The organism is Desulfurellaceae bacterium, from assembly GCA_021296095.1.
Taxonomy (GTDB): domain Bacteria; phylum Desulfobacterota; class Binatia; order Bin18; family Bin18; genus JAAXHF01.
On sequence record JAGWBB010000028.1, the window covers coordinates 1 to 21,847 of the forward strand.

At 61.7% G+C, this 21,847-nt stretch carries 27 protein-coding genes; 20 read left to right on the top strand and 7 right to left on the bottom strand.

Features of this window, described 5'->3' with window-relative positions; all coding sequences use genetic code 11:
* Nucleotides 1-26: 26 nt before the first annotated feature.
* A complete protein-coding gene (locus tag J4F42_08600) occupies nt 27-218 on the bottom strand; it encodes a hypothetical protein (protein ID MCE2485557.1) in 192 nt (63 codons plus the stop codon).
* 165 nt (nt 219-383) lie between these two features.
* Between J4F42_08600 and J4F42_08605 the strand changes: the two genes are divergently transcribed.
* The 4 genes from J4F42_08605 to J4F42_08620 all read left to right on the top strand — a co-directional run bounded on the left by J4F42_08605 (nt 384) and on the right by J4F42_08620 (nt 2,225).
* Nucleotides 384-971, top strand: coding sequence for a glutathione S-transferase family protein (locus J4F42_08605; protein MCE2485558.1), 588 nt, complete (start codon nt 384-386; stop codon nt 969-971).
* 383 nt (nt 972-1,354) lie between these two features.
* Entirely contained in the window at nt 1,355-1,633 is a 279-nt protein-coding gene (locus J4F42_08610) for a type II toxin-antitoxin system RelE/ParE family toxin (protein ID MCE2485559.1), read from the top strand.
* A 30-nt stretch (nt 1,634-1,663) separates the two neighbouring features.
* Nucleotides 1,664-1,963 carry a HigA family addiction module antidote protein gene (locus J4F42_08615; protein ID MCE2485560.1) on the top strand — a complete coding sequence of 100 codons (300 nt, stop codon included), beginning with the start codon at nt 1,664-1,666 and terminating at the stop codon, nt 1,961-1,963.
* A 79-nt stretch (nt 1,964-2,042) separates the two neighbouring features.
* Entirely contained in the window at nt 2,043-2,225 is a 183-nt protein-coding gene (locus J4F42_08620) for a hypothetical protein (protein ID MCE2485561.1), read from the top strand.
* A gap of 403 nt (nt 2,226-2,628) precedes the next feature.
* Here J4F42_08620 and J4F42_08625 read toward each other — a convergent pair whose 3' ends face one another.
* Both J4F42_08625 and J4F42_08630 read right to left on the bottom strand, forming a co-directional pair.
* Nucleotides 2,629-3,024 carry a helix-turn-helix transcriptional regulator gene (locus J4F42_08625; protein ID MCE2485562.1) on the bottom strand — a complete coding sequence of 132 codons (396 nt, stop codon included), beginning with the start codon at nt 3,022-3,024 and terminating at the stop codon, nt 2,629-2,631.
* The gene (locus J4F42_08630; protein MCE2485563.1) at nt 3,021-3,287 is read right to left on the bottom strand and encodes a type II toxin-antitoxin system RelE/ParE family toxin; all 267 of its coding nucleotides are present in this window, start codon (nt 3,285-3,287) and stop codon (nt 3,021-3,023) included. The genes J4F42_08625 and J4F42_08630 overlap by 4 nt, the downstream gene beginning before the upstream one ends.
* A 167-nt stretch (nt 3,288-3,454) precedes the next feature.
* Between J4F42_08630 and J4F42_08635 the strand changes: the two genes are divergently transcribed.
* The 3 genes from J4F42_08635 to J4F42_08645 all read left to right on the top strand — a co-directional run bounded on the left by J4F42_08635 (nt 3,455) and on the right by J4F42_08645 (nt 5,317).
* On the top strand, nt 3,455-3,712 hold the full coding sequence (locus tag J4F42_08635) for a hypothetical protein (protein ID MCE2485564.1): 258 nt from the start codon (nt 3,455-3,457) through the stop codon (nt 3,710-3,712).
* Nucleotides 3,712-4,089, top strand: coding sequence for a type II toxin-antitoxin system VapC family toxin (locus tag J4F42_08640; protein MCE2485565.1), 378 nt, complete (start codon nt 3,712-3,714; stop codon nt 4,087-4,089). Before J4F42_08635 ends, J4F42_08640 begins: the two co-directional genes overlap by 1 nt.
* Nucleotides 4,090-4,195: 106 nt before the next feature.
* The gene (locus tag J4F42_08645; protein MCE2485566.1) at nt 4,196-5,317 is read left to right on the top strand and encodes a 6-phosphofructokinase; all 1,122 of its coding nucleotides are present in this window, start codon (nt 4,196-4,198) and stop codon (nt 5,315-5,317) included.
* Between the two features lie 26 nt (nt 5,318-5,343).
* Here J4F42_08645 and J4F42_08650 read toward each other — a convergent pair whose 3' ends face one another.
* Together J4F42_08650 and J4F42_08655 are read right to left on the bottom strand one after the other, a co-directional pair.
* Nucleotides 5,344-5,691 carry a hypothetical protein gene (locus tag J4F42_08650; protein MCE2485567.1) on the bottom strand — a complete coding sequence of 116 codons (348 nt, stop codon included), beginning with the start codon at nt 5,689-5,691 and terminating at the stop codon, nt 5,344-5,346.
* Between the two features lie 8 nt (nt 5,692-5,699).
* Nucleotides 5,700-6,548, bottom strand: a complete 849-nt coding sequence (locus J4F42_08655; GenBank protein MCE2485568.1) for a TauD/TfdA family dioxygenase — start codon at nt 6,546-6,548, stop codon at nt 5,700-5,702.
* Between the two features lie 159 nt (nt 6,549-6,707).
* Between J4F42_08655 and argB the strand changes: the two genes are divergently transcribed.
* From argB to J4F42_08700, 9 genes are all read left to right on the top strand, one after another.
* A complete protein-coding gene (argB, locus tag J4F42_08660; protein MCE2485569.1) occupies nt 6,708-7,583 on the top strand; it encodes an acetylglutamate kinase in 876 nt (291 codons plus the stop codon).
* The gene (locus J4F42_08665; protein ID MCE2485570.1) at nt 7,580-8,767 is read left to right on the top strand and encodes an aspartate aminotransferase family protein; all 1,188 of its coding nucleotides are present in this window, start codon (nt 7,580-7,582) and stop codon (nt 8,765-8,767) included. Before argB ends, J4F42_08665 begins: the two co-directional genes overlap by 4 nt.
* Nucleotides 8,764-9,672, top strand: coding sequence for an ornithine carbamoyltransferase (argF, locus tag J4F42_08670; protein ID MCE2485571.1), 909 nt, complete (start codon nt 8,764-8,766; stop codon nt 9,670-9,672). Before J4F42_08665 ends, argF begins: the two co-directional genes overlap by 4 nt.
* Nucleotides 9,673-9,742: 70 nt before the next feature.
* Nucleotides 9,743-10,942: an argininosuccinate synthase gene (locus J4F42_08675; protein ID MCE2485572.1), complete on the top strand. Its 1,200-nt coding sequence runs from the start codon at nt 9,743-9,745 to the stop codon at nt 10,940-10,942.
* Between the two features lie 13 nt (nt 10,943-10,955).
* On the top strand, nt 10,956-12,347 hold the full coding sequence (gene argH, locus J4F42_08680; protein MCE2485573.1) for an argininosuccinate lyase: 1,392 nt from the start codon (nt 10,956-10,958) through the stop codon (nt 12,345-12,347).
* 68 nt (nt 12,348-12,415) lie between these two features.
* On the top strand, nt 12,416-12,823 hold the full coding sequence (locus J4F42_08685) for a fibronectin type III domain-containing protein (protein MCE2485574.1): 408 nt from the start codon (nt 12,416-12,418) through the stop codon (nt 12,821-12,823).
* Between the two features lie 54 nt (nt 12,824-12,877).
* Nucleotides 12,878-13,714, top strand: a complete 837-nt coding sequence (locus J4F42_08690) for a diaminopimelate epimerase (protein MCE2485575.1) — start codon at nt 12,878-12,880, stop codon at nt 13,712-13,714.
* A gap of 77 nt (nt 13,715-13,791) precedes the next feature.
* Nucleotides 13,792-14,673, top strand: a complete 882-nt coding sequence (locus tag J4F42_08695; protein ID MCE2485576.1) for a 4-hydroxy-tetrahydrodipicolinate synthase — start codon at nt 13,792-13,794, stop codon at nt 14,671-14,673.
* 35 nt (nt 14,674-14,708) lie between these two features.
* A complete protein-coding gene (locus tag J4F42_08700; protein MCE2485577.1) occupies nt 14,709-15,512 on the top strand; it encodes a 4-hydroxy-tetrahydrodipicolinate reductase in 804 nt (267 codons plus the stop codon).
* Between the two features lie 17 nt (nt 15,513-15,529).
* On the opposite strand, the gene J4F42_08705 is transcribed toward J4F42_08700, so the two are convergent.
* Complete coding sequence (locus J4F42_08705) at nt 15,530-16,342, bottom strand: enoyl-CoA hydratase/isomerase family protein (GenBank protein ID MCE2485578.1); 813 nt, start codon at nt 16,340-16,342, stop codon at nt 15,530-15,532.
* Nucleotides 16,343-16,510: 168 nt separating this feature from the next.
* Between J4F42_08705 and J4F42_08710 the strand changes: the two genes are divergently transcribed.
* The 3 genes from J4F42_08710 (at nt 16,511) to J4F42_08720 (ending at nt 19,467) form a co-directional block, all read left to right on the top strand.
* Nucleotides 16,511-17,617 (top strand): hypothetical protein, encoded by a 1,107-nt coding sequence (locus tag J4F42_08710; protein ID MCE2485579.1) that lies wholly within the window; start codon nt 16,511-16,513, stop codon nt 17,615-17,617.
* A gap of 16 nt (nt 17,618-17,633) precedes the next feature.
* Complete coding sequence (locus tag J4F42_08715; protein MCE2485580.1) at nt 17,634-18,671, top strand: LLM class flavin-dependent oxidoreductase; 1,038 nt, start codon at nt 17,634-17,636, stop codon at nt 18,669-18,671.
* Nucleotides 18,672-18,738: 67 nt separating this feature from the next.
* On the top strand, nt 18,739-19,467 hold the full coding sequence (locus J4F42_08720) for an alpha/beta fold hydrolase (GenBank protein MCE2485581.1): 729 nt from the start codon (nt 18,739-18,741) through the stop codon (nt 19,465-19,467).
* Here J4F42_08720 and J4F42_08725 read toward each other — a convergent pair.
* The gene (locus J4F42_08725; protein MCE2485582.1) at nt 19,464-20,321 is read right to left on the bottom strand and encodes a TauD/TfdA family dioxygenase; all 858 of its coding nucleotides are present in this window, start codon (nt 20,319-20,321) and stop codon (nt 19,464-19,466) included. The genes J4F42_08720 and J4F42_08725 overlap by 4 nt on opposite strands.
* 581 nt (nt 20,322-20,902) lie before the next feature.
* Between J4F42_08725 and J4F42_08730 the strand changes: the two genes are divergently transcribed.
* Entirely contained in the window at nt 20,903-21,523 is a 621-nt protein-coding gene (locus J4F42_08730; GenBank protein ID MCE2485583.1) for a hypothetical protein, read from the top strand.
* The last annotated feature ends 324 nt before the right edge of the window (nt 21,524-21,847 follow it).

A 21,847-nucleotide genomic window follows, 5' to 3' on the forward strand; every position in this document is an offset into this window, starting at 1 on the left:
GCGGCGACCAGCTCGCCCACGTCCCGCTAGTAAAAAATAGCGTCAAAATGATGGCGGCGCAAATACTCCAGGCCCTGGTCGAGATAGGCATGCAGATCGAGCTCGGGTGAGGGAGTGCGGGGGTTGAGCGGGGCGTCGAGCAGGTGGAAGTTATAGCCTGAGAGGCCGGCAATGGCGTCCCGGTCTCGCTGCGAGGGACAGGTGATGAATACCTCCATAGGGCTGAACCTCCGTCCGCTGCGGAGTGCGGCGGGAATCCCCCTCCCACCCTGCGCCCCGGCATTCTATTGATTGCCCAGCCTGTGTCAACTATTGCAATGCAAAACGGCTCCGGCAAAAATCGAACCGCTCGACACAAAAATACCCACAGAGAGGATTGACCCATGCTACTCTATCTTGACACCAGACGTGCCCCCAACCCGCGCAAAGTCCGCATCTATCTGGCCGAGAAGCAGCTCGACATTCCCATCAAGGAGCTGGACCTGTACGCCGGCGAGCAAAAAACGCCCGAGTTCCTGGCCAAGAATCCGTTTGCCGGGGTGCCCATCCTGGAACTCGACGACGGAACCGTGTTGGCCGAGACCCTGCCGATCATGGAATACCTAGAAGAGCTGTATCCCGACCCGCCCTTGATTGGCACCGACGCGGTCAGCCGCGCCCAGGTCCGGGCCTGGGAGCGGCGGTGTGAGATCGGGGTGTATCTCACCGCCTCGCGCATGGTGCTGTCCAAGGGCGATGTCTCAGACCACGCGAAAGGTGTGCTGATGTCGCGCCTGCCGCTGGTCAACGCCGGCCTGGAGGGTAAAGACTGGCTGGCCGGGGCCTTCTCGATTGCCGACATCATGCTGTTCATCGGCCTGGAGACCGCCCACAACAGCCGCTATCAGGGCGAGTTCGGGCTCGACCCGGCCTGGACCAACCTGCGGCGCTGGTACGAGGCCGTGAAAGCCCGGCCCAGCACCTCGGCGTAAGATCGGGTCGGCGGGGCTCGGCGGCCACACCCGCCGTCGGGCCGAGCGACCAGAATCCAGCACCTCCACCTCGTGATTCTCGCGGCACTCTACGAGTGCTTGAGCTTGGAGACGATGGAATGATGAGAGAGCCGAACCTTCTTCCATCGACCTAGCCACAAGAGGCACCGTGGCGACGACCGCCTCGGACAGCTGGCTCTTGACCTGGAAGACCTCGACATTCCGCAGACCTGCGACCTTAAAGCCTACGATAGCATCACTTCCGTCCCTCTCAAGCGCCACCACATAGACACCTTCGGGATTACCATTCACTCAAAGCAAGATTAACGGATCGGTGAAAAGATTGACGCTATCTTCGTAGCTCGTGGAAACGCCAACTCCGCATGATCCAATCCTTCGCTGACAAAGAGACCGAAGAACTATTCCATTCGGAAAGAAGCCGACGCTTTGCGGCAATCTCACGAGTAGCGCTGAGAAAACTTATTCAGATGAACCAAGCGCGTGTCTTGAGCGACTTGGCCGTTCCTCCCGGAAACCGCTTGGAAAGCCTGCGGGGCGACCGAGCAAGTCTTCATTCCATTCGCATCAACGATCAGTGGCGCATTGTCTTTCAGTGGACAGAGCACGGACCGGCACGAGTCGCCATTGTCGATTACCATTGACAGTTCCCCATGACGTTATATGGTATGAGGATGAAAAGTCCCATTACTCCTGGTGAAATTCTTCTGGAGGAGTACCTCAAGCCAATGGGGATCTCGCAGAACGCCATGGCCCGCGCGATCGGTGTTGCCCCACGGGCCATCAACGAGATCGTTCTTGGCAAACGGTCGATCACGCCTGCCATGTCTATTCGCTTCGGCGCTTTCTTCGGACAGTCTGACGAGTTCTGGCACGGACTCCAGGTCGAGTGTGATTTTCGCAAGCTCTCCAAGGAAAAGAAAAGGCTGACTGCCCATATCCAGCCGGCTTCTACCTTGGCTCACGCCTCCTGACTTCCCCTACCTGACCAAAGAAAAAAGTGTGAAATGGACAGGCCAACACTGCTCGCAGGAAGTTTGAGGAGTTAAGTGAATGGACAGTCCAGCTCTCATAAGCTTTGAAGACGCTCCGTTTGAAATCATTGATGGCGACCGTGGCAAGAATTATCCAAAACAGAACGAATTTTCAGATGATGGACACTGCTTATTTTTGAGTGCGACCAATGTGACCCGGGACGGATTTGAGTTCTCAGAGTGCCAGTTCATCAGCGAATAAAAAGACGCGATTCTACGGATGGGTTCAGACAGGTACCAGGCTTCGTCGAGACGCCGTCGAGGGCAATTGAGACAGACCACAATCGGGGACGGCTATTGCTCGGGACTGCCGCGACCTGAAATCGGGAACGGTTCGTGCCGCCGTTTGACCAGCGGGTGGGAAGAGGAAATGTGAAAGGGAAAGCGGAGTGGACTCTGCCAGGGCCGAGTTACCGTTGCGACGACCCGCCAGGCGCTGTTCGTGTCGCCCTTGACAATGGACTTGGTCAGAAGAACTATCTGGCCCGACCAGTTGGCCGGAGCAGGCTTGTGAACGAACGTCCTCCCGCCCGGTCGATTTCTAAAGATTATGAGCCTGTGCTTGTGTGACGAAACCGACTGGCGATACGGAACCGTACATTGCTCTAGGCATCCTCACCCTTCCATCCGGCCAAATCGTCCAAGGCCACGTCTAACACGGTCGCAAGCCGGCGAAACAGAGCCAGCGTCCCAGACTTCCGCCCATTCTCGACCTGTGACAGATACCCTTTCGAGACGCCTGCCCGCTCCGCCAGCACCTCCAGCGTAAACCCGCGGTGTTGGCGCCACGCCCGCAGGGGTGGCACGCCGTCCAGGATCGCATTCACGACCTCGCCCGGAACGGTCTCGCCAGCCGCGTCCTCACTCAGCACCCGGTCGATGGCAGCGCAATCCGCGGAGTCCTCCAGCGAAGCGACCAGGCGACGGTAATCCTCAATCGGCAGGACGGCGTATTCGGGCTGGCCGTCCTTCTCAATGATCTGCACATTTCGTTCGTTCATCTGTACACCTGCCCTCTCCGGTCAATCTTCGCCACGAGAAGCACCTTTCGCTCGTCGTCAAGGACATAGATGATACGCCAGTCGCCTGTCCGGAGTCGAAAGCCTCCAGCCTGACCCTGCAGCCGCGTCGCGTTCGGATGTCTCCCGTAGGGATTTGCCGCAACCGTTTCGATTCTCGCGCGGATCCGCTGCGCAAGGTCGCGCGGCAGGCGAAGAAGCTGGCGTGCCGCATGTTTCTGATAGCGAACTTCATACACGTGCAAGGTTTACCATTCAACGACTGTCTGTCAACCAGCAGTGATGTCTCGACCCGGCTGCCAGGACAACTATGAGCTGATAACAAGCGAAGACTTTGAGCCTCCGGTTGCTTGATGGGACCGGCTTGTTGTCCTAATCTAGCCAGACTTAGTCCAACCGGGCGGTATGTCAAATGAAGGTGAATATACACGAGGCAAAGTCTCAGCTTTCGAAGCTTGGTAAGCTGGCCTGGGAGGGCGAAGGAATCATCATCGCTAAAGCTGGCGAACCGTATCTGCGGCTTGAGCCGTACCACAAGCCAAAGACCAAGCGCAAACCAGGCGCCTCGAAGGGACAAATCTGGATCGCTCCAGATTTCGACGAGACGCCTCAAGACGTTATCGACTCGTTCTACAACTCAAAGATCTTTCCAGATGAGGACAGCGAATAGTGCGTTTACTGCTAGACATCCACGCTCTTCTGTGGTGGCTGACAGAGCCTCAGCGGTTGAATGGACGCGCATATGAAGCCATAGCCGACACATTCAACGAAGTCTTCGTCAGCGCAGTCAGCGGCTGGGAGATCGCCGTCAAACGCACGTTGGGAAAGCTTCAAGCCCCGGACGATTTAGAAGCCGGAGTCAAAGAGCAGGGGTTCACGCCGCTCTCTCTCACGTTTTCTCACGCGGAACGGGCCGGCACTCTTCCGCCTCACCACGGCGACCCGTTCGACAGGATGCTGGTCGCCCAAGCCCAGGCCGAAGACCTCGTTCTCGTCACGAGAGACCGCTATATCCCGCGCTATGACGTGCGGACGATGGCGGCATGAGCAACGGTGACGACATCTACAGCCTCTACCGTAAATCCCCTGATTCAGCCTGTCTCGTTGTGACCCGCTCTCGACATCGAACAGGCGGAGACCGTAATATAGGCGCATGGCACAATACATAGGCATTTTGACCAGCGGTGGAGACTGTCCCGGACTCAACGCGGCCATTCGTGCGGTCGGCAAGGCCTGTTTGGACGCCTATGACATCCGGCTTATCGGCTTTCAAAACGGTTTCCGTGGATTGGTGCAGAATCAGACCCTGGAGTTAGACAGAAAAGCGCTCTCGGGCATTCTGACCGACGGTGGAACCATTCTCGGCACCAGTCGGGATAAACCGCACCGGATGTTCATTGGCAGCAAAATCCATGACATGACGGATGCCGTCATCGATACCTATCGGCGGCATCATCTGGATGCACTGGTCTGTCTGGGCGGGGGTGGCACACAGAAAAACGCGCTGCGGCTCAAAAAAGCGGGCCTGCATATCGTGACCCTGCCAAAAACGATTGACAACGATATTGCCAAGACCGACATCACGTTCGGGTTTAATACTGCGGTGGGCATCGCGACCGAAGCCATAGACCGGCTGCATTCGACCGCGACCAGCCACGACCGGATTATCGTGGTCGAAGTGATGGGCCACAGAGCGGGCTGGTTAGCGCTCCAAGCCGGAATGGCCGGCGGGGCGGATGTCATTCTTATCCCGGAAATTCCTTATCACCTTGAGCGGGTCGCCCAGACTATTCGAGAACGGACCAGACAGGGGAAGCACTTCAGCATTGTCGTGGTCGCAGAAGGCGCGCTGTCTATCAGTGAAGCCCAAAAGGTCGGGGAACTCGTGCACCAAAAAAAAGAGGCCAAAGACAGACAAGAAAAGGAAAAGGCCTCGGCCAATCTGGAAAAATTCCATAAGGAACACGTTGGCCATACGATTCGTCTCACCCAGGAGTTGGAGCGCCTGACGGGCCAGGAGTCGCGCCTGAGCATTCTTGGTCATCTGCAACGCGGGGGGACGCCCTCAGCCACGGACCGTGTCCTTGCCACCTGGCTGGGCACGCGCTGCGCCCAGTTGCTGCGAGAGGGTCGCGACGGCTTTATGCTGGCCGTACAGGACCGGCAGCTCCGACCCGTACCTTTGGAAGAGGTCGCGGGGAAAAAGAAGCTGGTCTCCCCGGACCATCACCTCGTTGAAGCGGCTCGTCTGGTCGGGACGAGCTTCGGCGATTAGGCCACGGTTGGACTGCGGTCAACACATCAGGACGGACTCTCGTAGAACACGTACGAGGTCGAATAATCGCTGAACTCAAAGTAGACCTTGGCCTCCCCGTCGTCAGACCGGCCGTTCAGGTTGGCGTCCAGCACGCCGTAGCCGAAGCGGTACGGCCGGGGCACGCCGTCGCCGGTTCCGGTTGCGGTCGAAATCTTGTCAATTTCAAGAAAGCGCTTGACCAGCTTGTCGCCCGCGTAAATTTCCAGTACCCCGTCGGTGCCGGTCCAGTTCTGGACCGCCCGCCCAAACTTGTTCTGGGTTTCCTGGGTACACGCCACGCCGACCAGGACGAGGCCGGCAAACACGACAGCCCGCAGCAGTGCATGTTGCATTGTTTTCCTCACACCGGCACCGAGCCTTTGAGCAGGATGCGCTGATGACGCCGGCTCTGGCCGACCGAAAAATCCATATTGACCGAATGGACCAGACACCGGTTGTCCCAGACCAGAATATCGCCGACCCGCCAGGCGTGATCGTAGCGGTAGCGGGCCTGGGTCATGTGGGCGTGGAGCCGGTCGAGCAGGGCGTCGCTCTCCTGCCGCTCCAGATCGACAATCCGGTCGGTCCGGTTTGCGTTCAGATAAATCGCTTTGTGCCCGGTCTCATCATGGGTCCGAATCAGGGGGTGGACCACGTCCGGGGTTTCCTGTTTTTCAACCGTCGAGCGTTGCTGGGCCCGGGCCGGAGTGCGCAGCGTATCGTAGCTATGCACGGCCCGCAGGCTGTCCACCCGGGCCTTCAGCTCCTCAGGCAGGTCGGTATAGGCGGCCCGCAGATTGCAAAAACAGGTTTCGCCACCGGACTCGGGCAGGGCCAGGGCCTGGAGCATGGTCGCCTTGGCCGGGACGGCAAAATACGAATCGTCGGTGTGCCAGCCCGTCAGGCGTAGCCGGGACAGATCGGCCGGCTTGGACTCAGGCGTCTTGTACGAGCTGTCCAGAACCGACACTTCGGGGACGTGGGTATCCCGATACTCGCGCAGCAGCTGAAGCTGAGGTTCACCAAAGTAGCGGGCGACCCGGACAAATTCGGCCGGCGTCAGGGGCGCGGTGCGCAGGCATAGCAGATGCGCCTTAAGAAACGCGCCAGTGATGGCGGCTCTGGCGGCGTCATCTACGGGTCGCGTCCAGTCAAGTCCGCTGACCTCGGCGCCCAAGGCGTCACTCAAGGGCGTGATGCGGAGTGTCATGATACTCGCCTCCCGATGGAGATGTGTTCGGCGACTGTCCCTGCCGAACTTAGCCCAAGGCCGGCCGGAAACCAAGCCCGCGGGCCGAGAAAATGGGGCTCCTATTGACCCGTCTGAGGCGACAGGGCATATGTCTTCCACACGGGATTGTCATTCACTATGGACGATCTAATTCAAAAAGCCGACACCCTGCTCGAAGCCCTGCCGTATATGCAGCGCTTCTCGGGCAAGACCCTGGTCATCAAGTATGGCGGCCACGCCATGCAGGACGACGACCTCAAGCAACACTTTGCCCAGGACATCGTGCTGCTCAAGTTTACCGGCATGAATCCGGTCGTGGTCCACGGCGGGGGCCCCCAGATCGGCCACATGCTGGAGCGGCTGGACATCAGCTCGACCTTCGTGCGCGGCATGCGCGTCACCGACGCCGCCACCGTGGAAGTGGTCGAGATGGTGCTGGGCAAGCTCAACAAGGAGATCGCGACCCTGATCAACCGCCAGGGCGGCCGAGCGGTCGGCCTGAGCGGCAAAGACGGGGACATGATTGTGGCCCGCAAGATGTTCGTGACGGACGGCCAGCCGCCCCAGCGCCGCGATATCGGTCAGGTCGGGGAAGTCGTCGGCGTCAACCCTGACTTGGTCCACTCCCTGACTGGGGCCGATTTCATCCCCGTCATCGCCCCGATTGGCATCGGCCGGGACGGCACCACGTATAATATCAACGCCGACCTCGTCGCCGGAAAAGTCGCCCAGGCTCTGCAGGCCGAAAAGCTCATCCTGCTGACCGATGTCGAGGGCATTCAAGACGACAGCGGCGCCCTGATCTCCACCCTCGGCAGCCAGCAGGCCAAGACCCTGATTGACCGCCACACCATCAGTGCGGGCATGATTCCCAAAGTCGAGTGTTGTCTTGAGGCGCTGCACGGCGGGGTGCGCAAGACCCATATTATTGACGGCCGCGTCCGCCACGCCATCCTGCTGGAGCTGTTCACCAAGGAGGGGGTCGGCACCGAGGTCGTCCGGAGGAACGCATGACCAACCAGGATATCATTGATCTGAACACCCGGTATCTGTGCAACACCTACGCCCGCTTTCCGGTCGCCTTTGTGCGCGGCGAGGGCTGTCGGCTGTGGGACGCCGAGGGCAAGGAGTATCTGGACCTGTTTGCCAGCCTGGCCGTCATGAACCTCGGCCAGTGTCATCCGGCCGTGGTCCGGGCGGTCCAGGATCAGGTCGCCACCCTGACCCATATCTCCAATTTGCACCACACCGTGCCCCAGGCGCGGCTGGCCGAGCTGCTGTGCAGCCACTCGTTTGGCGACAAGGTGTTTTTCTGCAACAGCGGCGCCGAGGCCAACGAGGCGTCAATCAAGCTGGCCCGCAAATACGGCGTGGATAAGCGCGACGGACGCTATGAGATCCTGACCGTCCTGGGCTCCTTCCACGGGCGGACGATGGCCACGATCGCCGCCACCGGCCAGGAAAAGGTCCGCCAGGGCTTTGGACCGGTGCTGGACGGCTTTCGCTACGTCGCCTACGACGACCTGGAGGCGATGGAGGCGGCGGTCTCGGACAAGACCGTGGCGATCCTGGTCGAGCCTATTCTGGGCGAGGGCGGGGTCGTGGTCCCCCGACCGGGCTATCTCAAGGGGCTGCGCGACATCTGCGACCGCCACGACCTGCTGCTGATCGCCGACGAGGTGCAGGTCGGCATCGGCCGCACCGGCACGCTGTTCGCCTATGAGCACGCGGGCATTGAGCCGGACATCATGCCCCTGGCTAAGGCCCTGGGCGGCGGCATTCCGGTCGGCGCGATGGTCGCCCGGGCCGAGGTAGCCGAAAGCTTGAACCTGGGCACCCACGGCTCCACCTTTGGCGGCAATGCGGTCGCCTGCGCCGCAGGAGTGGCAGTCGTGGATACCCTGCTGAACGGCGGCGTGTTGGAAAACTGCCACAAGATGGGCGCCTACTTCCTGACCAGGCTGCAAGACCTGCAAGCCAAGTTCTCGTGCATTACCGAGGTGCGCGGCCAGGGCCTGATTCTGGGCGCCGCACTCGACCGGGACGGGGCGGACATTGTCAGCGCCTGTCTGGATCAGGGCCTGCTGATCAACTGCGCGGCCGGCACGGTGCTGCGTTTTATCCCGCCGCTCATCATTACCCAGGCCGAAATTGACCAAGGCATTGCGATTCTTGAAAAGGTGTTGGCCCAGCAATGAAACGCGACCTGGTCAGTATCGCCGACCTTGAGCCGGACCAGCTCAGCACCATCTTTGCCCTGGCCCAGCGGCTCAAGCGCGAGCGCCGGGCCGGCCAGGCCCATCCCCTGCTGAGCGGCAAAACCCTGGCCATGATCTTCGAGAAGCCCAGCCTGCGCACCCGGGTCACCTTTGAGGCCGGTATGGTGCAGCTCGGCGGCTATGCGGTGTATCTGTCCCCGGCAGACATCGGTCTCGGCACGCGCGAATCGCCGACCGACGTGGCCCGCAATCTGTCGCGCTGGGTTGACCTGATCATGGTCCGCACCTTTGCCCACCAGATTGTCCTGGAACTCGCCGAGCAGGCAACGGTTCCGGTCATCAACGGCCTGTCGGATCTCTCCCACCCGTGTCAGATTCTGGCCGACTGCCTGACCCTGATCGAGCAGCGCGGCCGGCTCGACGGCCTGCACATCGCCTTTGTCGGCGACGGCAATAATGTCGTCAACTCGTGGCTGAATGCGGCCGCCAAACTGCCCATCAGCTTTCGGCTGGCCTGTCCGCCGGGCTATGAGCCCGACGCCGAGCTGTTGGCGGCAGCAAAAAAAGCGGGCGGCGACATTCGGGTCAGCCACGCGCTGCCCGACGCCGTGGACGGAGCCGATGTGGTCTACACCGACGTGTGGACCAGCATGGGCCAGGAAGACGAGAGCGCCGTCCGGCAACAGGCCTTCGGTCCCTACCAGGTCAACGCCGAGGTGCTGGCGCTGGCCAAGCCCGAGGCTCTGGTCATGCACTGCCTGCCCGCCCATCGCGGCCAGGAGATCAGCGCCGAGGTCTTGGACGGTCCGCAATCCATCGTTCTGGAGCAGGCCGAGAACCGTCTGCACGTCCAAAAAGCCATCATGGCCTGGCTGCTCCAGTAGCCCCCGCTCCGTTGTCTTGCCGGTGGTGGCATGGTAGGCTGCCGGGACTTTTTCAAGCAGGTGTTTTGCTGTGGTGGATATACAAAAAGTGGTTCTGGCGTACAGTGGCGGTCTGGACACCTCGGTCATCCTGCGCTGGCTGATCGAGACCTATCAGTGCGAGGTCATCGCCTTTTGTGCCGACCTGGGTCAGGGCGAGGAACTCGCCCCGGTTGAGGACAAGGCCACCCAGGTCGGGGCGAGCAAGATTTACATCGACGACCTGCGCGAAGAGTTCGTGCGCGACTTTGTCTTCCCCATGTTCCGGGCCAACGCCTTTTACGAGGGCGGCTATCTGCTCGGCACCTCGATTGCCCGGCCGCTGATCGCCAAGCGCCAAATCGAAATCGCCCGCCAGGAAGGCGCCCGGGCAGTCTCGCACGGCGCCACCGGCAAGGGCAACGACCAGGTCCGCTTTGAGCTGACCTACTACGCCCTGGAACCCCATATCCAGGTGATTGCACCGTGGCGGGAGTGGGACATGAACTCGCGCACCGAGCTGATCGCCTACGCCGAGCGCTACGCCATCCCCATCCCCGTCACCGCGGAAAAGCCGTACAGCACCGACCGCAACCTGCTGCACATCAGCTTTGAGGGCGGCGTGCTCGAAGACCCGTGGCAGGAACCCTACGACGACATGTTTGTCCTGTCGGTGTCGCCCGAGCAGGCCCCGGATACGCCCGAGTATATTGAGATCGATTTTCAGTCCGGCAACCCGACCGCAGTCAACGGCCAGCCCCTGTCGCCGGCCAAGCTGCTGGCCAGGCTGAACGAACTCGGCGGCAAGCACGGCATCGGCCGGATTGATCTGGTTGAAAACCGCTATGTCGGCATGAAATCGCGCGGCGTGTACGAAACCCCGGGCGGAACGATCCTGCACATTGCCCACCAAGCGGTCGAATCGCTGACCCTCGACCGGGAAGCCCTCCACCTGCGCGACTCACTCGTCCCGCGCTATGCCGAGATGGTCTACTACGGCTACTGGTTTGCCCCGGAACGCGAGATGCTGCAGGCGGCCATTGACGAGGCCCAGACCAACGTCAGCGGCACGGTGCGCCTCAAGCTGTACAAGGGCAACGTGATTGTGGTCGGCCGCAAGTCGGACAAGACCCTCTACAACCCCGAAGTGGCGACCTTCGAGGCCGGCGGAGACTATCGCCAGGCCGACGCCGAGGGCTTTATCCGGATTAACGCCCTGCGGCTGCGGCTGCGGGCGCTGGCCCAGCAATAATACTGCGGTCGGTATGAAACGCAGGACAAAGACGGCCACCGGGACAAAAGCCTGGGCCGGACGTTTTGAGGCGGCTGCCGACCCCAGGATGGAGGCCTTCACCTCTTCCCTGGCCTTTGACCGGCGGCTGGCCCGTTACGACATCCAGGGCAGCCAGGCCCACTGCAAGATGCTGGTCAAGCAGAAGCTGCTGACCCCGGCCGAAGGGGAAAAAATCCGTAAGGGTCTGGAGCGGGTTCAGCGTGAGATTGAGCAGGACCGTTTCCCGTTTCTGGCCTCGGACGAAGATATCCACATGGCGGTCGAGCGGCGTCTGACCGAGAAAATCGGTCTGCTGGGCGGCAAGCTGCACACTGCCCGGAGCCGTAATGACCAGGTCCTGTTGGATGTCCGCCTGTACCTGCGCGAGGAAACGACAACCATCCACAAGCTGCTGACCGCACTCCAGAAACGCCTGGCCCGGCTGGCCAAGCGGCACCGCGACGTGGTCATGCCGGGCTATACCCACCTGCAGCGCGCCCAGCCGGTGCTGCTGGCTCATCACCTGCTGGCCTACTACGACATGCTGGACCGCGATGCCGAGCGCTTGCAGGAATGCCGACACCGGATCAATGTGCTGCCGCTCGGAGCCGGCGCCCTGGCCGGCACCAGCCTGCCGATAGACCGGGCCTATGTGGCCCGCCTGCTGGGTTTTGCCCGGGTCAGCACAAACAGCCTCGATACCGTGGCCGACCGGGATTTTGTGGTCGAGTTTCTGTCGGACAGCGCCATGATCAGCATGCACCTGAGCCGGTTTGCCGAGGAGCTGGTGCTGTGGGCCAGCAGCGAGTTTCAGTTCATCGAACTGCCGGACGCCTTTGCCACCGGCAGCTCGATGATGCCTCAGAAGAAAAACCCCGACGTGCCCGAGATCATCCGGGGCAAGACGGGCCGGGTCTACGGCAACCTGTTCGCCCTGCTGACCACGCTCAAGGGCCTGCCCCTGGCCTATAATCGGGACCTCCAGGAGGACAAGGAGCCGCTGTTTGATACCGTCGATACCGTCAAAAGCATGCTCGGCGTGCTCGAAGCCATGCTTGGCCAGCTGGTGTTTCGGCCTGACCGGATGCAGGCCGCAGCCTTGGGCGGCTTTACCCTGGCGACCGATGTCGCCGACTACCTGGTGGAAAAGGGTGTGCCGTTCAGAAAAGCGCACGACATCGTGGCCCGAGTAGTGCGTCGCTGCCTGTCCGACAACATCGGCCTGGAGCAGCTGTCGCTTGAGGACTGGCAGGGCTTCTCGGCAGCATTTGAGTCCGACCTGCTGCCCCGCCTGAGCCTGGAGGCGGCGGTGGACCGGCGCCGCTCGGCCGGCGGAACCGCGCGGGCCAACGTCCGCAAACGCCTGCAAGAGATTGGGGTGTAAGGGTGACGCTTTGGTGCAAGGCCCCAAGAGTGAGGCAGGCGGCACTCCTGTGCGTCTGGGCGGTGAGCGTGTGGCTGATCACCGCCTGCGGACACAAGACCCCGGTGTATCCGCCCGAACTCGTGTCTCCCCAGGCCATCGCCGACCTGCGGCTGACGGCCAGCGAGAGCGCCATTGAGCTGCGCTGGGATCGGCCCGAGACCTATGCCGACGGCCGCGACATGGACGACCTGGGCGGCTTTGTGGTGCTGCGCGCAGCCCAGCCCAAAGGCGGCCAGCTGGGCGAGTTCAGATCACTGGCCACGATTCCGGTCGACGACCGTGACCGCTTTCGTCAGACCCAACGCTTCCGTTTCACCGACGGCCAGCTCCATGCCGGCACCCGCTATCAGTACCGTATTCAGGCGTTTACATTAGACGGGGACTATAGTATCCCCTCGAACATGGTCCAGCATGTCTGGCAGGCCGGATCGTAACACGCCCGCGCCCGCCGCTCCTTGTGACAGAGCCGACACCTGGGACACATGACGATGAAACTGCCTTTCACCAAAATGCACGGCATCAGCAACGATTACGTGTACGTCAACACCTTCTCGACCGCAGTGACCGATCCTCCCAGCCTAGCCCGGCGGCTGAGCGAACGGCGGACCGGCATTGGCGGCGATGGCCTGATCCTGATCTGCCCCTCGCCCACCGCCCACGCCCGCATGGAGATGTATAACGCCGACGGCAGCCGGGGAGCGATGTGCGGCAACGGGATCCGGTGTGTGGGCAAATACGTCTACGACCACGACCTGGCCCGCGACAACCCCTTGAAAATTGATACCGACTCGGGCCTCAAGGTCCTCTTTCTGGAGCTTGAAGACAGCAGCGTCGCGCGGGTGACGGTCGATATGGGCGAGCCGATTCTCGACGGCCGACAGATTCCGCTCGCCAAGCCGGGACAGATGATCGATCAACCCCTGACGGTTGACGGGGTGTCGTATCAGGTCACCTGTGTGTCCATGGGCAACCCCCACTGTGTGACCTTTGTCGAGGATGTTGAGCCGCTAGCTCTGGAAACGCTGGGCCCCAAGTTTGAGCACCACCCCCTCTTTCCCGACCGGGTCAATACCGAATTCATCCAGGTCGTCAGCCCGACCGAGTTGAACATGCGGGTCTGGGAGCGCGGGTCCGGCGAAACCTGGGCGTGTGGCACCGGCGCCTGCGCGGCGGCGGTTGCCGCCATGCTGACCGACAGGACCGAGCGGCAGGTCAGCGTTCATCTGCGCGGTGGAGACCTTGACATCGAATGGCGGGCAGCAGACGGGCACGTGTATATGACCGGTGCCGCCGAAGAAGTGTTTGAGGGCACGGTCGAGGTCTAGGACCCATACTTTGACCTTTCAGCCACGGGGCAGCGTGGTCACCACTCGGACAATGCCCCGTGCCATCCGGAGGCGTTATGTTTGCGGGCTCATTTGTTGCACAGGTTACCCCCTTCAAGAACGGCCGGGTTGACGAACAGGCGCTGGCCGCCATGATCGAATGGCAGATCGACAGCGGGACGCACGGCATCGTGCCGTGCGGCACGACCGGTGAATCGGCCACCCTGTCGCACGAAGAACATACCCAGGTGGTCAAGCTGGCGGTCGAGGTCGTCAACAAACGCGTCCCGGTCATTGCCGGCACGGGTTCCAACTCGACTGCCGAGGCCATCCGGCTGACCCGTGAGGCCCAGGAGGTCGGGGCCGACGGGGCACTGATGATCTCGCCCTACTACAACCGGCCCACCCAGGAGGGCATTTATCAGCACTATAAAGCAGTCGCCCAGGCCGTGCCCGGCTTTCCGATCGTGTTCTACAATATCCCGGGTCGGACGGGCTCGAATATTGAGCCGGCGACCATGGCCCGCATGGCCGAACTCGACAATATCGTCGGGGTCAAGGAAGCCACCGGGTCGATTGACCAGGTCATCAATATCCGGCTGGCGTGTGGGGACAAGCTGGCCGTGCTGTCCGGTGAGGACGCGCTGACCTTTTCCATGATGGCGCTGGGCGGCAAGGGCGTGATCAGTACCGTCGCCAATGTCGCGCCCAAGCAGATGGCGGCGGTGGTCAACGCCGGCCTGGCCAAGGACTGGGACACAGCCTCGGCCCTGCAACTCGAACTGGTGCCGCTCATCCGGGCGGTCTTTCTCGAAACCAACCCCATTCCGGCCAAAACAGCCCTGGCCCTGATGGGCAAATGCGCACTGGAGTTGCGCCTGCCCCTGGTCCCCATGGCCGAGGGCAACCTGGCCAAGCTGACCACCGCGCTCAAAGACGCCGGCTGTCTCGACAACTAGTTGCGATTGCCTGTTGCACGAGGAGGGACACACGCATGACGGCCAATGTCGTTGTCTGCGGCGCCGCCGGGCGCATGGGCAGGCTGCTGGTCAGCCTCATCCACGACCACGCCGGACTGCATCTGGTCGGCGCAGTTGAGGCGGCCGGTCACTCGGCGGTGGGGAGCGATGCCGGGGAAGTAGCCGGGATAGGCGCGCTGGGCGTCGGCGTTGTCGACGACTACGCGGCGGTTGCCACACCGGATACCGTAGCCCTGGACTTCACCGTGGCCGAGGCCGCCCTGGACCATCTGCGCACCGCCGCAGCCAGCGGCGCGGCAATCGCGATCGGCACCACCGGTCTGTCCACAGAGCAGCGGGCCGAGGCCGAGCAGCTGGCCGCCCGGACACGGACCATCATCGCGCCGAATATGAGCGTGGGGGTGAATGTTCTGCTCAAGCTGGTCTCGGATGCGGCGCGTATCCTGCAGGACGGGTTCGATCCCGAGGTCATCGAAATCCATCACCGCTATAAAATCGACGCCCCGAGCGGCACGGCCCTGGCCCTGGGCAGGACGATTGCCGAGGCCCAGGGCAAGGACTTCGAGGAGCAGGCGCGTTTCAGCCGGCACGGCATCACCGGCCAGCGCAGCGACGAGGAAATCGGCGTCCAGTCCCTGCGCGGGGGGGATGTGGTCGGCGATCACACCGTGCTGTTTGCCGGCTTTGGCGAACGGCTGGAGCTGATCCACCGCTCCCAGAGCCGCGAGTGTCTGGCGCGCGGCGCGCTGCGCGCCGCAGCTTGGCTGCCCGACCAAGCCCCGGGTCTGTACACCATGCGGGACGTGCTCGGCCTGTAAGAAGCCCGCACCTGGACTTATTTGCCCCGAAACTGGGGCTCTCGCTTTTCCAGAAAAGCCGCCACCGCCTCTCGATGATCGTGGGTCTTGAAGAGATAGTCGAGGCCAAAGGTCTCGGTCTGTACCGCAGCGTCAAAGTCGTTCTCCGCGCCCTGTTGCAGGGCCCGCTTGGCAACGGCCAGGGCCAGCGGCGGTAGCGACGCCATCTGGGCGGCCAGCTCGCGGGCGGCCGCCATCAGCCCCTCGGCCGGCACGACCCGGTTGACCAGCCCCAGCTCCAGGGCTTCCTGGGCCTTGACCATACGGGCCGTATAGACCAGCTCCAGGGCCTTGGACAGCCCGATCAAACGCGGCAGCATAAAGGTCGAACCCAGCTCGGGGATGAGGCCCATTTTGGCGAAAATGGCCCCCAGGCTGGCCTCCTGGGCCATGATGCGGATGTCCTGGATCAGGGTCAGGGTCAGCCCGATGCCGACCGCCACGCCGTTAATGACGGCCAGGGTTGGCTTGGGACAGTTGTGGATCGCGTACTGGAGGCCGGAGCGGGGGTGGGCAATCGCGCCGCCCCGGGCAGCCTCGGCCTGTCCGCCCTGCTCGCGCTGGTCAATGCTCTTCTGAAATACCCCACCGATATCCGCCCCGGCACAGAAGCCGCGGCCCGCACCGGTCATCAGAATCACCCGCACGTCGTTGCGTTTGCCGAGCGACTCGTAGGCGTGGGTCAGCTCGTCGCCCATCAGCGTGGTGTAGGCGTTGAGTTTGTCGGGACGGTTGAGCGTGACGGTGGCAATGCTGTCCTGAACCTCAACACGGATGTCTGTGTATTCCATATGCGCCTTTCCACCCAGAAGTTATGTCCGTAGGCTAGCCCATCCACCGCCAAAGGCCAACACCGGCGGCTTCGGCGGCTTGCATCCCGCCCGCCGGAATCTTGTCTTGACAGTCCACCCCAAAAGTGAGTAGGACTGCCGGGTATCTGGCCAGTCCTGGGAGGGGCCGTGCGACTGTTGCGCGAGGGATACAGCGAGTGTCTGTTTTTGCTGACTGATGAGCGGTGGGGAACCATCGTCCGCAAACAGACCAAGCCCGAGATCAGCGGCAGCCTGCCGGCCGAGATCGCCTGGCTTGAAGACGTCCCGGCCGTAGTCCACCACTATTTCCCCCAGGTCTTGCGCAGCCGCAAACGCGCCGAGAACGGCCATCCGGTCTTTTATGACATGCCGTACTTCGGTGAGGGCTGGGTAGCTCTGTCCGACCTCATCCTGAACCAGCAACTCGACCGGGAACACGAGCTGGCCCTGATCGGCCACGTCCTGCGGCTCATGTTCGAGGACATTTTTTCGGTTACCTATCCCCAGGAAACCGCCGCCTACCCGGACAAGCTGGTCGGCCTGCTTGAGCACTACGCCTATCGACTGTCCGAGCTGCCGGCCTTCGCCGGGCTGATGGCCGCGCCGCACATCAGCGTCAACGGCGCCTGCCTGCCCAATATCTTTTCCCTGCTGGCCGCCATCAAGAACACGGCCTGCCTGCGCCAACAGCTCCGCCCCCGGATCGTCCGCAAAGTGCACGGCGATCTGTATCCGGACAACATCCTGGTCTATGCCCCCAGCATCGGCCAGCCCTGCCCCCAGCTGGTGCTGATTGACCCCCTGGCCCCGCTGGGGATTGGCCGGGGCGATTTTGCCATTGATATCGCCAAGTTCACCAGCTGGCTGTCGGCCGAGCTGTCAGCCCTGCGGCTCGGCCTGTTCTCGGTCGCGGCCGAGCATCACGACCCGCGTGCCGACCCGGCCTTTCGCTTCTGCCTGCACACCCAGGATCGGCAGCTCCAGGCCCTGGGCGACAGAGTCCTGCTGCACGGGCTGATGCGGCTGCTCGAAACAGCCTCCTGGGCGCGGCCGATCTGTGACATGAACCAGAACTGGCAGCAGCGGGAGAGCTTCTACAAGGCCCTGTACGCCTTGAGCATGGTGCCGGTCGTGCCCGCCCCGCAGAATCTGGCCCGTTTTTTGACCGGCCTCCAGCATCTGCACGATTTTGTGTCGGGCAAGGGCAGCCTCCAGCACGGCGAAAAGACCGCAGCCACGCCGACCCAGGGCTGAGCACAAAGGAGAGAGTATGCGTTTTGGATTCTTCGATCAGCTGCCGTGTGACGATACCCAGTCCGAGCGGCAACGCTTTCAGGACATCCTGGCTCAGATTGAGGTGGGCGACCGGGTCGGCTTTGACGCGGTGTGGCTGGGCGAGCTGCACTTTGGTCGGCGCTCGTCCATCTCGGCCTCGCCGCTGATGATCCTGGCCGCCGCCGCCCAGCGTACCCAACGCATTCGGCTCGGCACGGCGGTGACCCTGCTGCCCCTCCACAACCCGATCAAGATCGCCGAGGAGGCGGCCACAGCCGACGTGCTGAGCGGCGGCCGCCTGGAACTGGGCGTGGGCCGGGGCACCGCACCGATCCACTACCTGGGCTATAACGTGCCCCAGGAAGAAAGTCGGGAGCGCTTTGAGGAGGCCCTGGAGGTGATGCTCAAGGCCTGGACCCAGGAGTCATTTTCGTACCAGGGCCGCTACTACCAGACCCAGGAGCTGTCGGTTGTCCCCAAGCCGCTCCAGAAGCCGCACCCCCCGATTCGCCTGGCCGCCAACAGCCCCGACACCTTCACCATTGCCGGGCGGCTGGGCACGCCTATTTTTGCCTCGCCGCTGATCAATCCGCCGGATAAACTGCGTGAGTACCTCGGCGTCCATCGGGACGCACTGGGGTCTGAGGTGCGTCAAGACGTGGCCCTGATGTTTCCGATCCATGTGTCGGACAGCCGCCAGCAGGCGCGCCAGGAGTGCGAGGCCAGCCTGATGCACTTCTTCAAGGCTGCGGGCGAGCGTCTCAAGCCCCTGAGCACGGCTCCGGTCAAGAGTTTTGAGGCTTTTCAGCAGGTCCTGGAGCGGCTTGAGCGGGTCAACTACGACGGGGTGGACCGACGCATGGGCGTGTTTGGCGACCCGGCCCACTGCATTGAGCGCATCAAGGCCCTGCAGGAAGAGTTTCAGATGGACGAATTCATCGGCTACTTCAACCAGGGCGGGCTGATCGAGCCGGCCACCGTCAGGCGTTCCATGGAGCTGTTTGCCACCGAGGTCATGCCCCACTGCCGATAGGCGGGCTCGACGGCCAGGCAACGGCGAAGGATCGCATCCGGCCCGCTTGCGGACGATGCATCTTCTCGTGTGGCTGTCCGCCGCTGTCCTGGCAAGCGCTCTGTCGCTCTCCGCAGCAGCCGAGCAGGTCGGCAAAGCGCCCGACTGCGTGGTGCTGCTCCACGGCCTTGCCCGCACGGCGGCATCCATGGCGCGGCTTGAGGAGGCGCTCACGGACGCGGGTTTCGCCGTCGCCAACATCGACTATCCATCCCGGAAGCACCCTGTTGAGCAACTCGCCCCCATGGCAATGGAAAAGGGCCTCGCCGCCTGCCGCAGCCGGCGGGCCGAGACCGTGCATGTCGTGACCCATTCCCTGGGTGGCATCCTGGTGCGCTATTACCTGGCCGAGCATCACTTGCCCAAGCTCGGCCGGGTGGTGATGCTCGGACCACCCAACAGGGGGAGTCAGGTCGTTGACAAGCTGTCGGCGCTTCCCGGCTTCGGCCTGTGGAACGGACCGGCCGGCTTTCAGCTCGGCACCGGCAAGGACAGCCTGCTCCGCCAACTCGGACCAGCCCGGTTTGTGGTCGGCGTCATTGCCGGGACCCGCAGCCTCAATCCTGTCTTTTCCCGGTTCCTGCCGGGTCCCGACGACGGCAAGGTTGCGCTGGAAAGCGCCAAGCTGGAGGGGATGCAAGACTTTCTCGCCCTGCCCCACACGCATACCTTCATGATGCGCTCGGCCGAGGTAATCCGGCAGACGATCTTCTTTCTGCGTAACGGCCGCTTCGACCACGCCGATCCAGCCGACTAACTCGGGCCTGCGAATTCGGACGCCGGGTCTCCGGCGATGCGCGCGTGGTACATCACCCGGGCTTGGGTCATATCCCACGGGCAGGACTGGTGCAGCAGGCGACGGTTGTCCCACACCACCGCGTCGCCGACCTTCCAGCTGTGGTGATAGACACGCGGCGGCTGACAGGTATGGTCCACCAGGGACTTGAGGAATGCCTCAGATTCGGCCGGGTCCATGCCGGGAATGCCGTAGGCGTGGCGGCCAATCAGCAGCGACTTCCGCCCGGTCTCGGGATGCGTTTTGACCAGGGGCCTGAGCGGCGGATCCTGGACATCCAGACCATAGCCCTTATAGGCGCCGGCGGCTTTGGGCGTGAAGCCGGATTTTTTCTGTGAGTAGCGCAGCGAATGGTAGGCCGACAGCGTGGCGACTTTTTCTTTGGTGACCGCGTCAAGGGCATCATAGCCGGCCCGCAGGTCGGCCCAGCCGGTCTCGCCGCGCGACGACGGCACGACATGTGCCGTAAACACCGCGCCCTTGGCCTGCACCGGCATATAGGTACTGTCGCAATGCCAGCCCATGTTGCCCTTGAGCACCTGAATGACGCCGTCCGCATCATCTTCGACGCGCACGCTGCCATCCTTCTTCACATTGCTGATCACCACCAGGTCGAACTCCAGCTCCCCGAAGCGGATGGCAAATTCAACCTGCTGTTCGTTCGACAGGTGCTGGTCCGGGAAGACGAGCAGCGCGTACTCAAGCCAGGTGGCATAGAGTCGGCTGAAGGCGGCATCATCAAGGTCAGCGAGCGTGAGTCCGGTCACCACCGCTCCAAAGCTCGCATCCAGAGGCGCAACATGAAAATCTGTCATGTGTCTTCTTCCTCGCTTTCATGGACAAGACCGACCCCGGTCTAGCACAACAAAAAAGAAGAATCCACGCCTCGGCTCAACGCATGACCCCCTCCCTGCTCCTGCCCGATACCTCACTCTATATTCCTTATCCGATCAGCGCTGATTGGACGAACAACAGCGACGCTCTCTGACTGCTGCTCTCGCACCGGGAAAATCCCCCTCAGCCCCCCTTTGGCAAAGGTAATAACATACTTGACTAACCAATGGATGCGAGTCCTTTGTGCTGGTATTCTTGACAAAATGGCAGCACCTAGATATGCGGTCAATCAAACACCCTCGAAAGGGTGTTTAGAGCTGGGATTTCTCGAACCAAGGAGGGTTTTTATGAATCACTGGAGGCCGTCCAGGTGGCTTCGCCGACTTTTGCCTGCACCAATGGCCCACCTTCCAAGCGCCCAAGAGCGCGCCGACCAGGAAGATAAATTGGTGAAAAGCATTGTTCGGCAACATGCTGAAGGGAGCGTGCTTCTGGCTGACGGAAAGTTCGAGTTGCGCGGAGATTTGTTTGCTGAGGATGAGGATGTTCAAGGGGAGGCCAAATGATCTCGGACAAACACCGAGACCGTTTCTGGAAGATAAAAGAATTATATGACACGGCTGAGGCAGACCTCAAAAATATCGGACGCGATAACCAAGCACTTGTCGTCACTGGCATCAATCAATGCCGATATGTAGGGCAGCATCTTCTCCGGGCAATGACCGCTACAGATGAAAAGGTCATTGACGAGGAACTGGATGCTGCCCTACGACATACCCAACGGGCAATCTACGACACAAATGATTCAGGCATCCAGTATTACGTCAGCAAGATAGATGAAATTAGAAACGAACATTTTCCGACTGTCGATTTTTCTCAGATCGTTGACAGCTATGGTGACATAGTCAAAGAAATTGAAGAAGCCAAGACCTTGACCGCAACAACAGCAGAAAGCCTAGAGAACCGAGAGAACCGCTCTCAGTTCTATCAAAAATCTCGGGAGCATGTAGAAAAGCTCCAAAAATACTACTCCCTGCTCAACGCATATCGTCCAGACTTAGTTCGCGCTGTTCAAAAGGACAACAGGGATAAGTTGCGCACTTGGGCGGGGGTTGCCCTAGCCCTTTTTAGTTTGCTCGGACTTCTTTTAACTCTCGCCTCTTGTCTTAATTTCTCCGGTTAGGTCAGTGCCATTCAGACTGTTCCCTTTGCGCGGCCAGTTGGTTCATGGTATCGTCCCGAGCATGGATGAAACGCACCCACGGCCACGGAAATACGAGTACGCAGAAGGCGAAGACGCAGCAAAGCGGTTTGAAGGGCTGGTCAAGAGAATGGTGGCCGGGCCGCCCCCTAAGCGCCAGAAAGCACCGAGAACTGGGCGCAAGAAGGGGCAGCAGCCGGCCACTGTTGCCTAGCCTTTCACAAGAAAACAGAAGGCTTCCAGTCCGTAGTCTTCAGCACGGATGATCTTGCCAGACCGCCAGTGCCTGAAGGACTTCACGAAAAT

Coding starts and splice junctions, on each gene's coding strand:
- J4F42_08600 (MCE2485557.1), bottom strand. CDS start 218: ATGGAGGTATTCATCACCTGTCCCTCGCAGCGAGACCGGGACGCCATT.
- J4F42_08605 (MCE2485558.1), top strand. CDS start 384: ATGCTACTCTATCTTGACACCAGACGTGCCCCCAACCCGCGCAAAGTC.
- J4F42_08610 (MCE2485559.1), top strand. CDS start 1,355: ATGATCCAATCCTTCGCTGACAAAGAGACCGAAGAACTATTCCATTCG.
- J4F42_08615 (MCE2485560.1), top strand. CDS start 1,664: ATGAAAAGTCCCATTACTCCTGGTGAAATTCTTCTGGAGGAGTACCTC.
- J4F42_08620 (MCE2485561.1), top strand. CDS start 2,043: ATGGACAGTCCAGCTCTCATAAGCTTTGAAGACGCTCCGTTTGAAATC.
- J4F42_08625 (MCE2485562.1), bottom strand. CDS start 3,024: ATGAACGAACGAAATGTGCAGATCATTGAGAAGGACGGCCAGCCCGAA.
- J4F42_08635 (MCE2485564.1), top strand. CDS start 3,455: ATGAAGGTGAATATACACGAGGCAAAGTCTCAGCTTTCGAAGCTTGGT.
- J4F42_08645 (MCE2485566.1), top strand. CDS start 4,196: ATGGCACAATACATAGGCATTTTGACCAGCGGTGGAGACTGTCCCGGA.
- J4F42_08650 (MCE2485567.1), bottom strand. CDS start 5,691: ATGCAACATGCACTGCTGCGGGCTGTCGTGTTTGCCGGCCTCGTCCTG.
- J4F42_08655 (MCE2485568.1), bottom strand. CDS start 6,548: ATGACACTCCGCATCACGCCCTTGAGTGACGCCTTGGGCGCCGAGGTC.
- argB (MCE2485569.1), top strand. CDS start 6,708: ATGGACGATCTAATTCAAAAAGCCGACACCCTGCTCGAAGCCCTGCCG.
- J4F42_08665 (MCE2485570.1), top strand. CDS start 7,580: ATGACCAACCAGGATATCATTGATCTGAACACCCGGTATCTGTGCAAC.
- argF (MCE2485571.1), top strand. CDS start 8,764: ATGAAACGCGACCTGGTCAGTATCGCCGACCTTGAGCCGGACCAGCTC.
- argH (MCE2485573.1), top strand. CDS start 10,956: ATGAAACGCAGGACAAAGACGGCCACCGGGACAAAAGCCTGGGCCGGA.
- J4F42_08690 (MCE2485575.1), top strand. CDS start 12,878: ATGAAACTGCCTTTCACCAAAATGCACGGCATCAGCAACGATTACGTG.
- J4F42_08695 (MCE2485576.1), top strand. CDS start 13,792: ATGTTTGCGGGCTCATTTGTTGCACAGGTTACCCCCTTCAAGAACGGC.
- J4F42_08700 (MCE2485577.1), top strand. CDS start 14,709: ATGACGGCCAATGTCGTTGTCTGCGGCGCCGCCGGGCGCATGGGCAGG.
- J4F42_08705 (MCE2485578.1), bottom strand. CDS start 16,342: ATGGAATACACAGACATCCGTGTTGAGGTTCAGGACAGCATTGCCACC.
- J4F42_08715 (MCE2485580.1), top strand. CDS start 17,634: ATGCGTTTTGGATTCTTCGATCAGCTGCCGTGTGACGATACCCAGTCC.
- J4F42_08725 (MCE2485582.1), bottom strand. CDS start 20,321: ATGACAGATTTTCATGTTGCGCCTCTGGATGCGAGCTTTGGAGCGGTG.
- J4F42_08730 (MCE2485583.1), top strand. CDS start 20,903: ATGATCTCGGACAAACACCGAGACCGTTTCTGGAAGATAAAAGAATTA.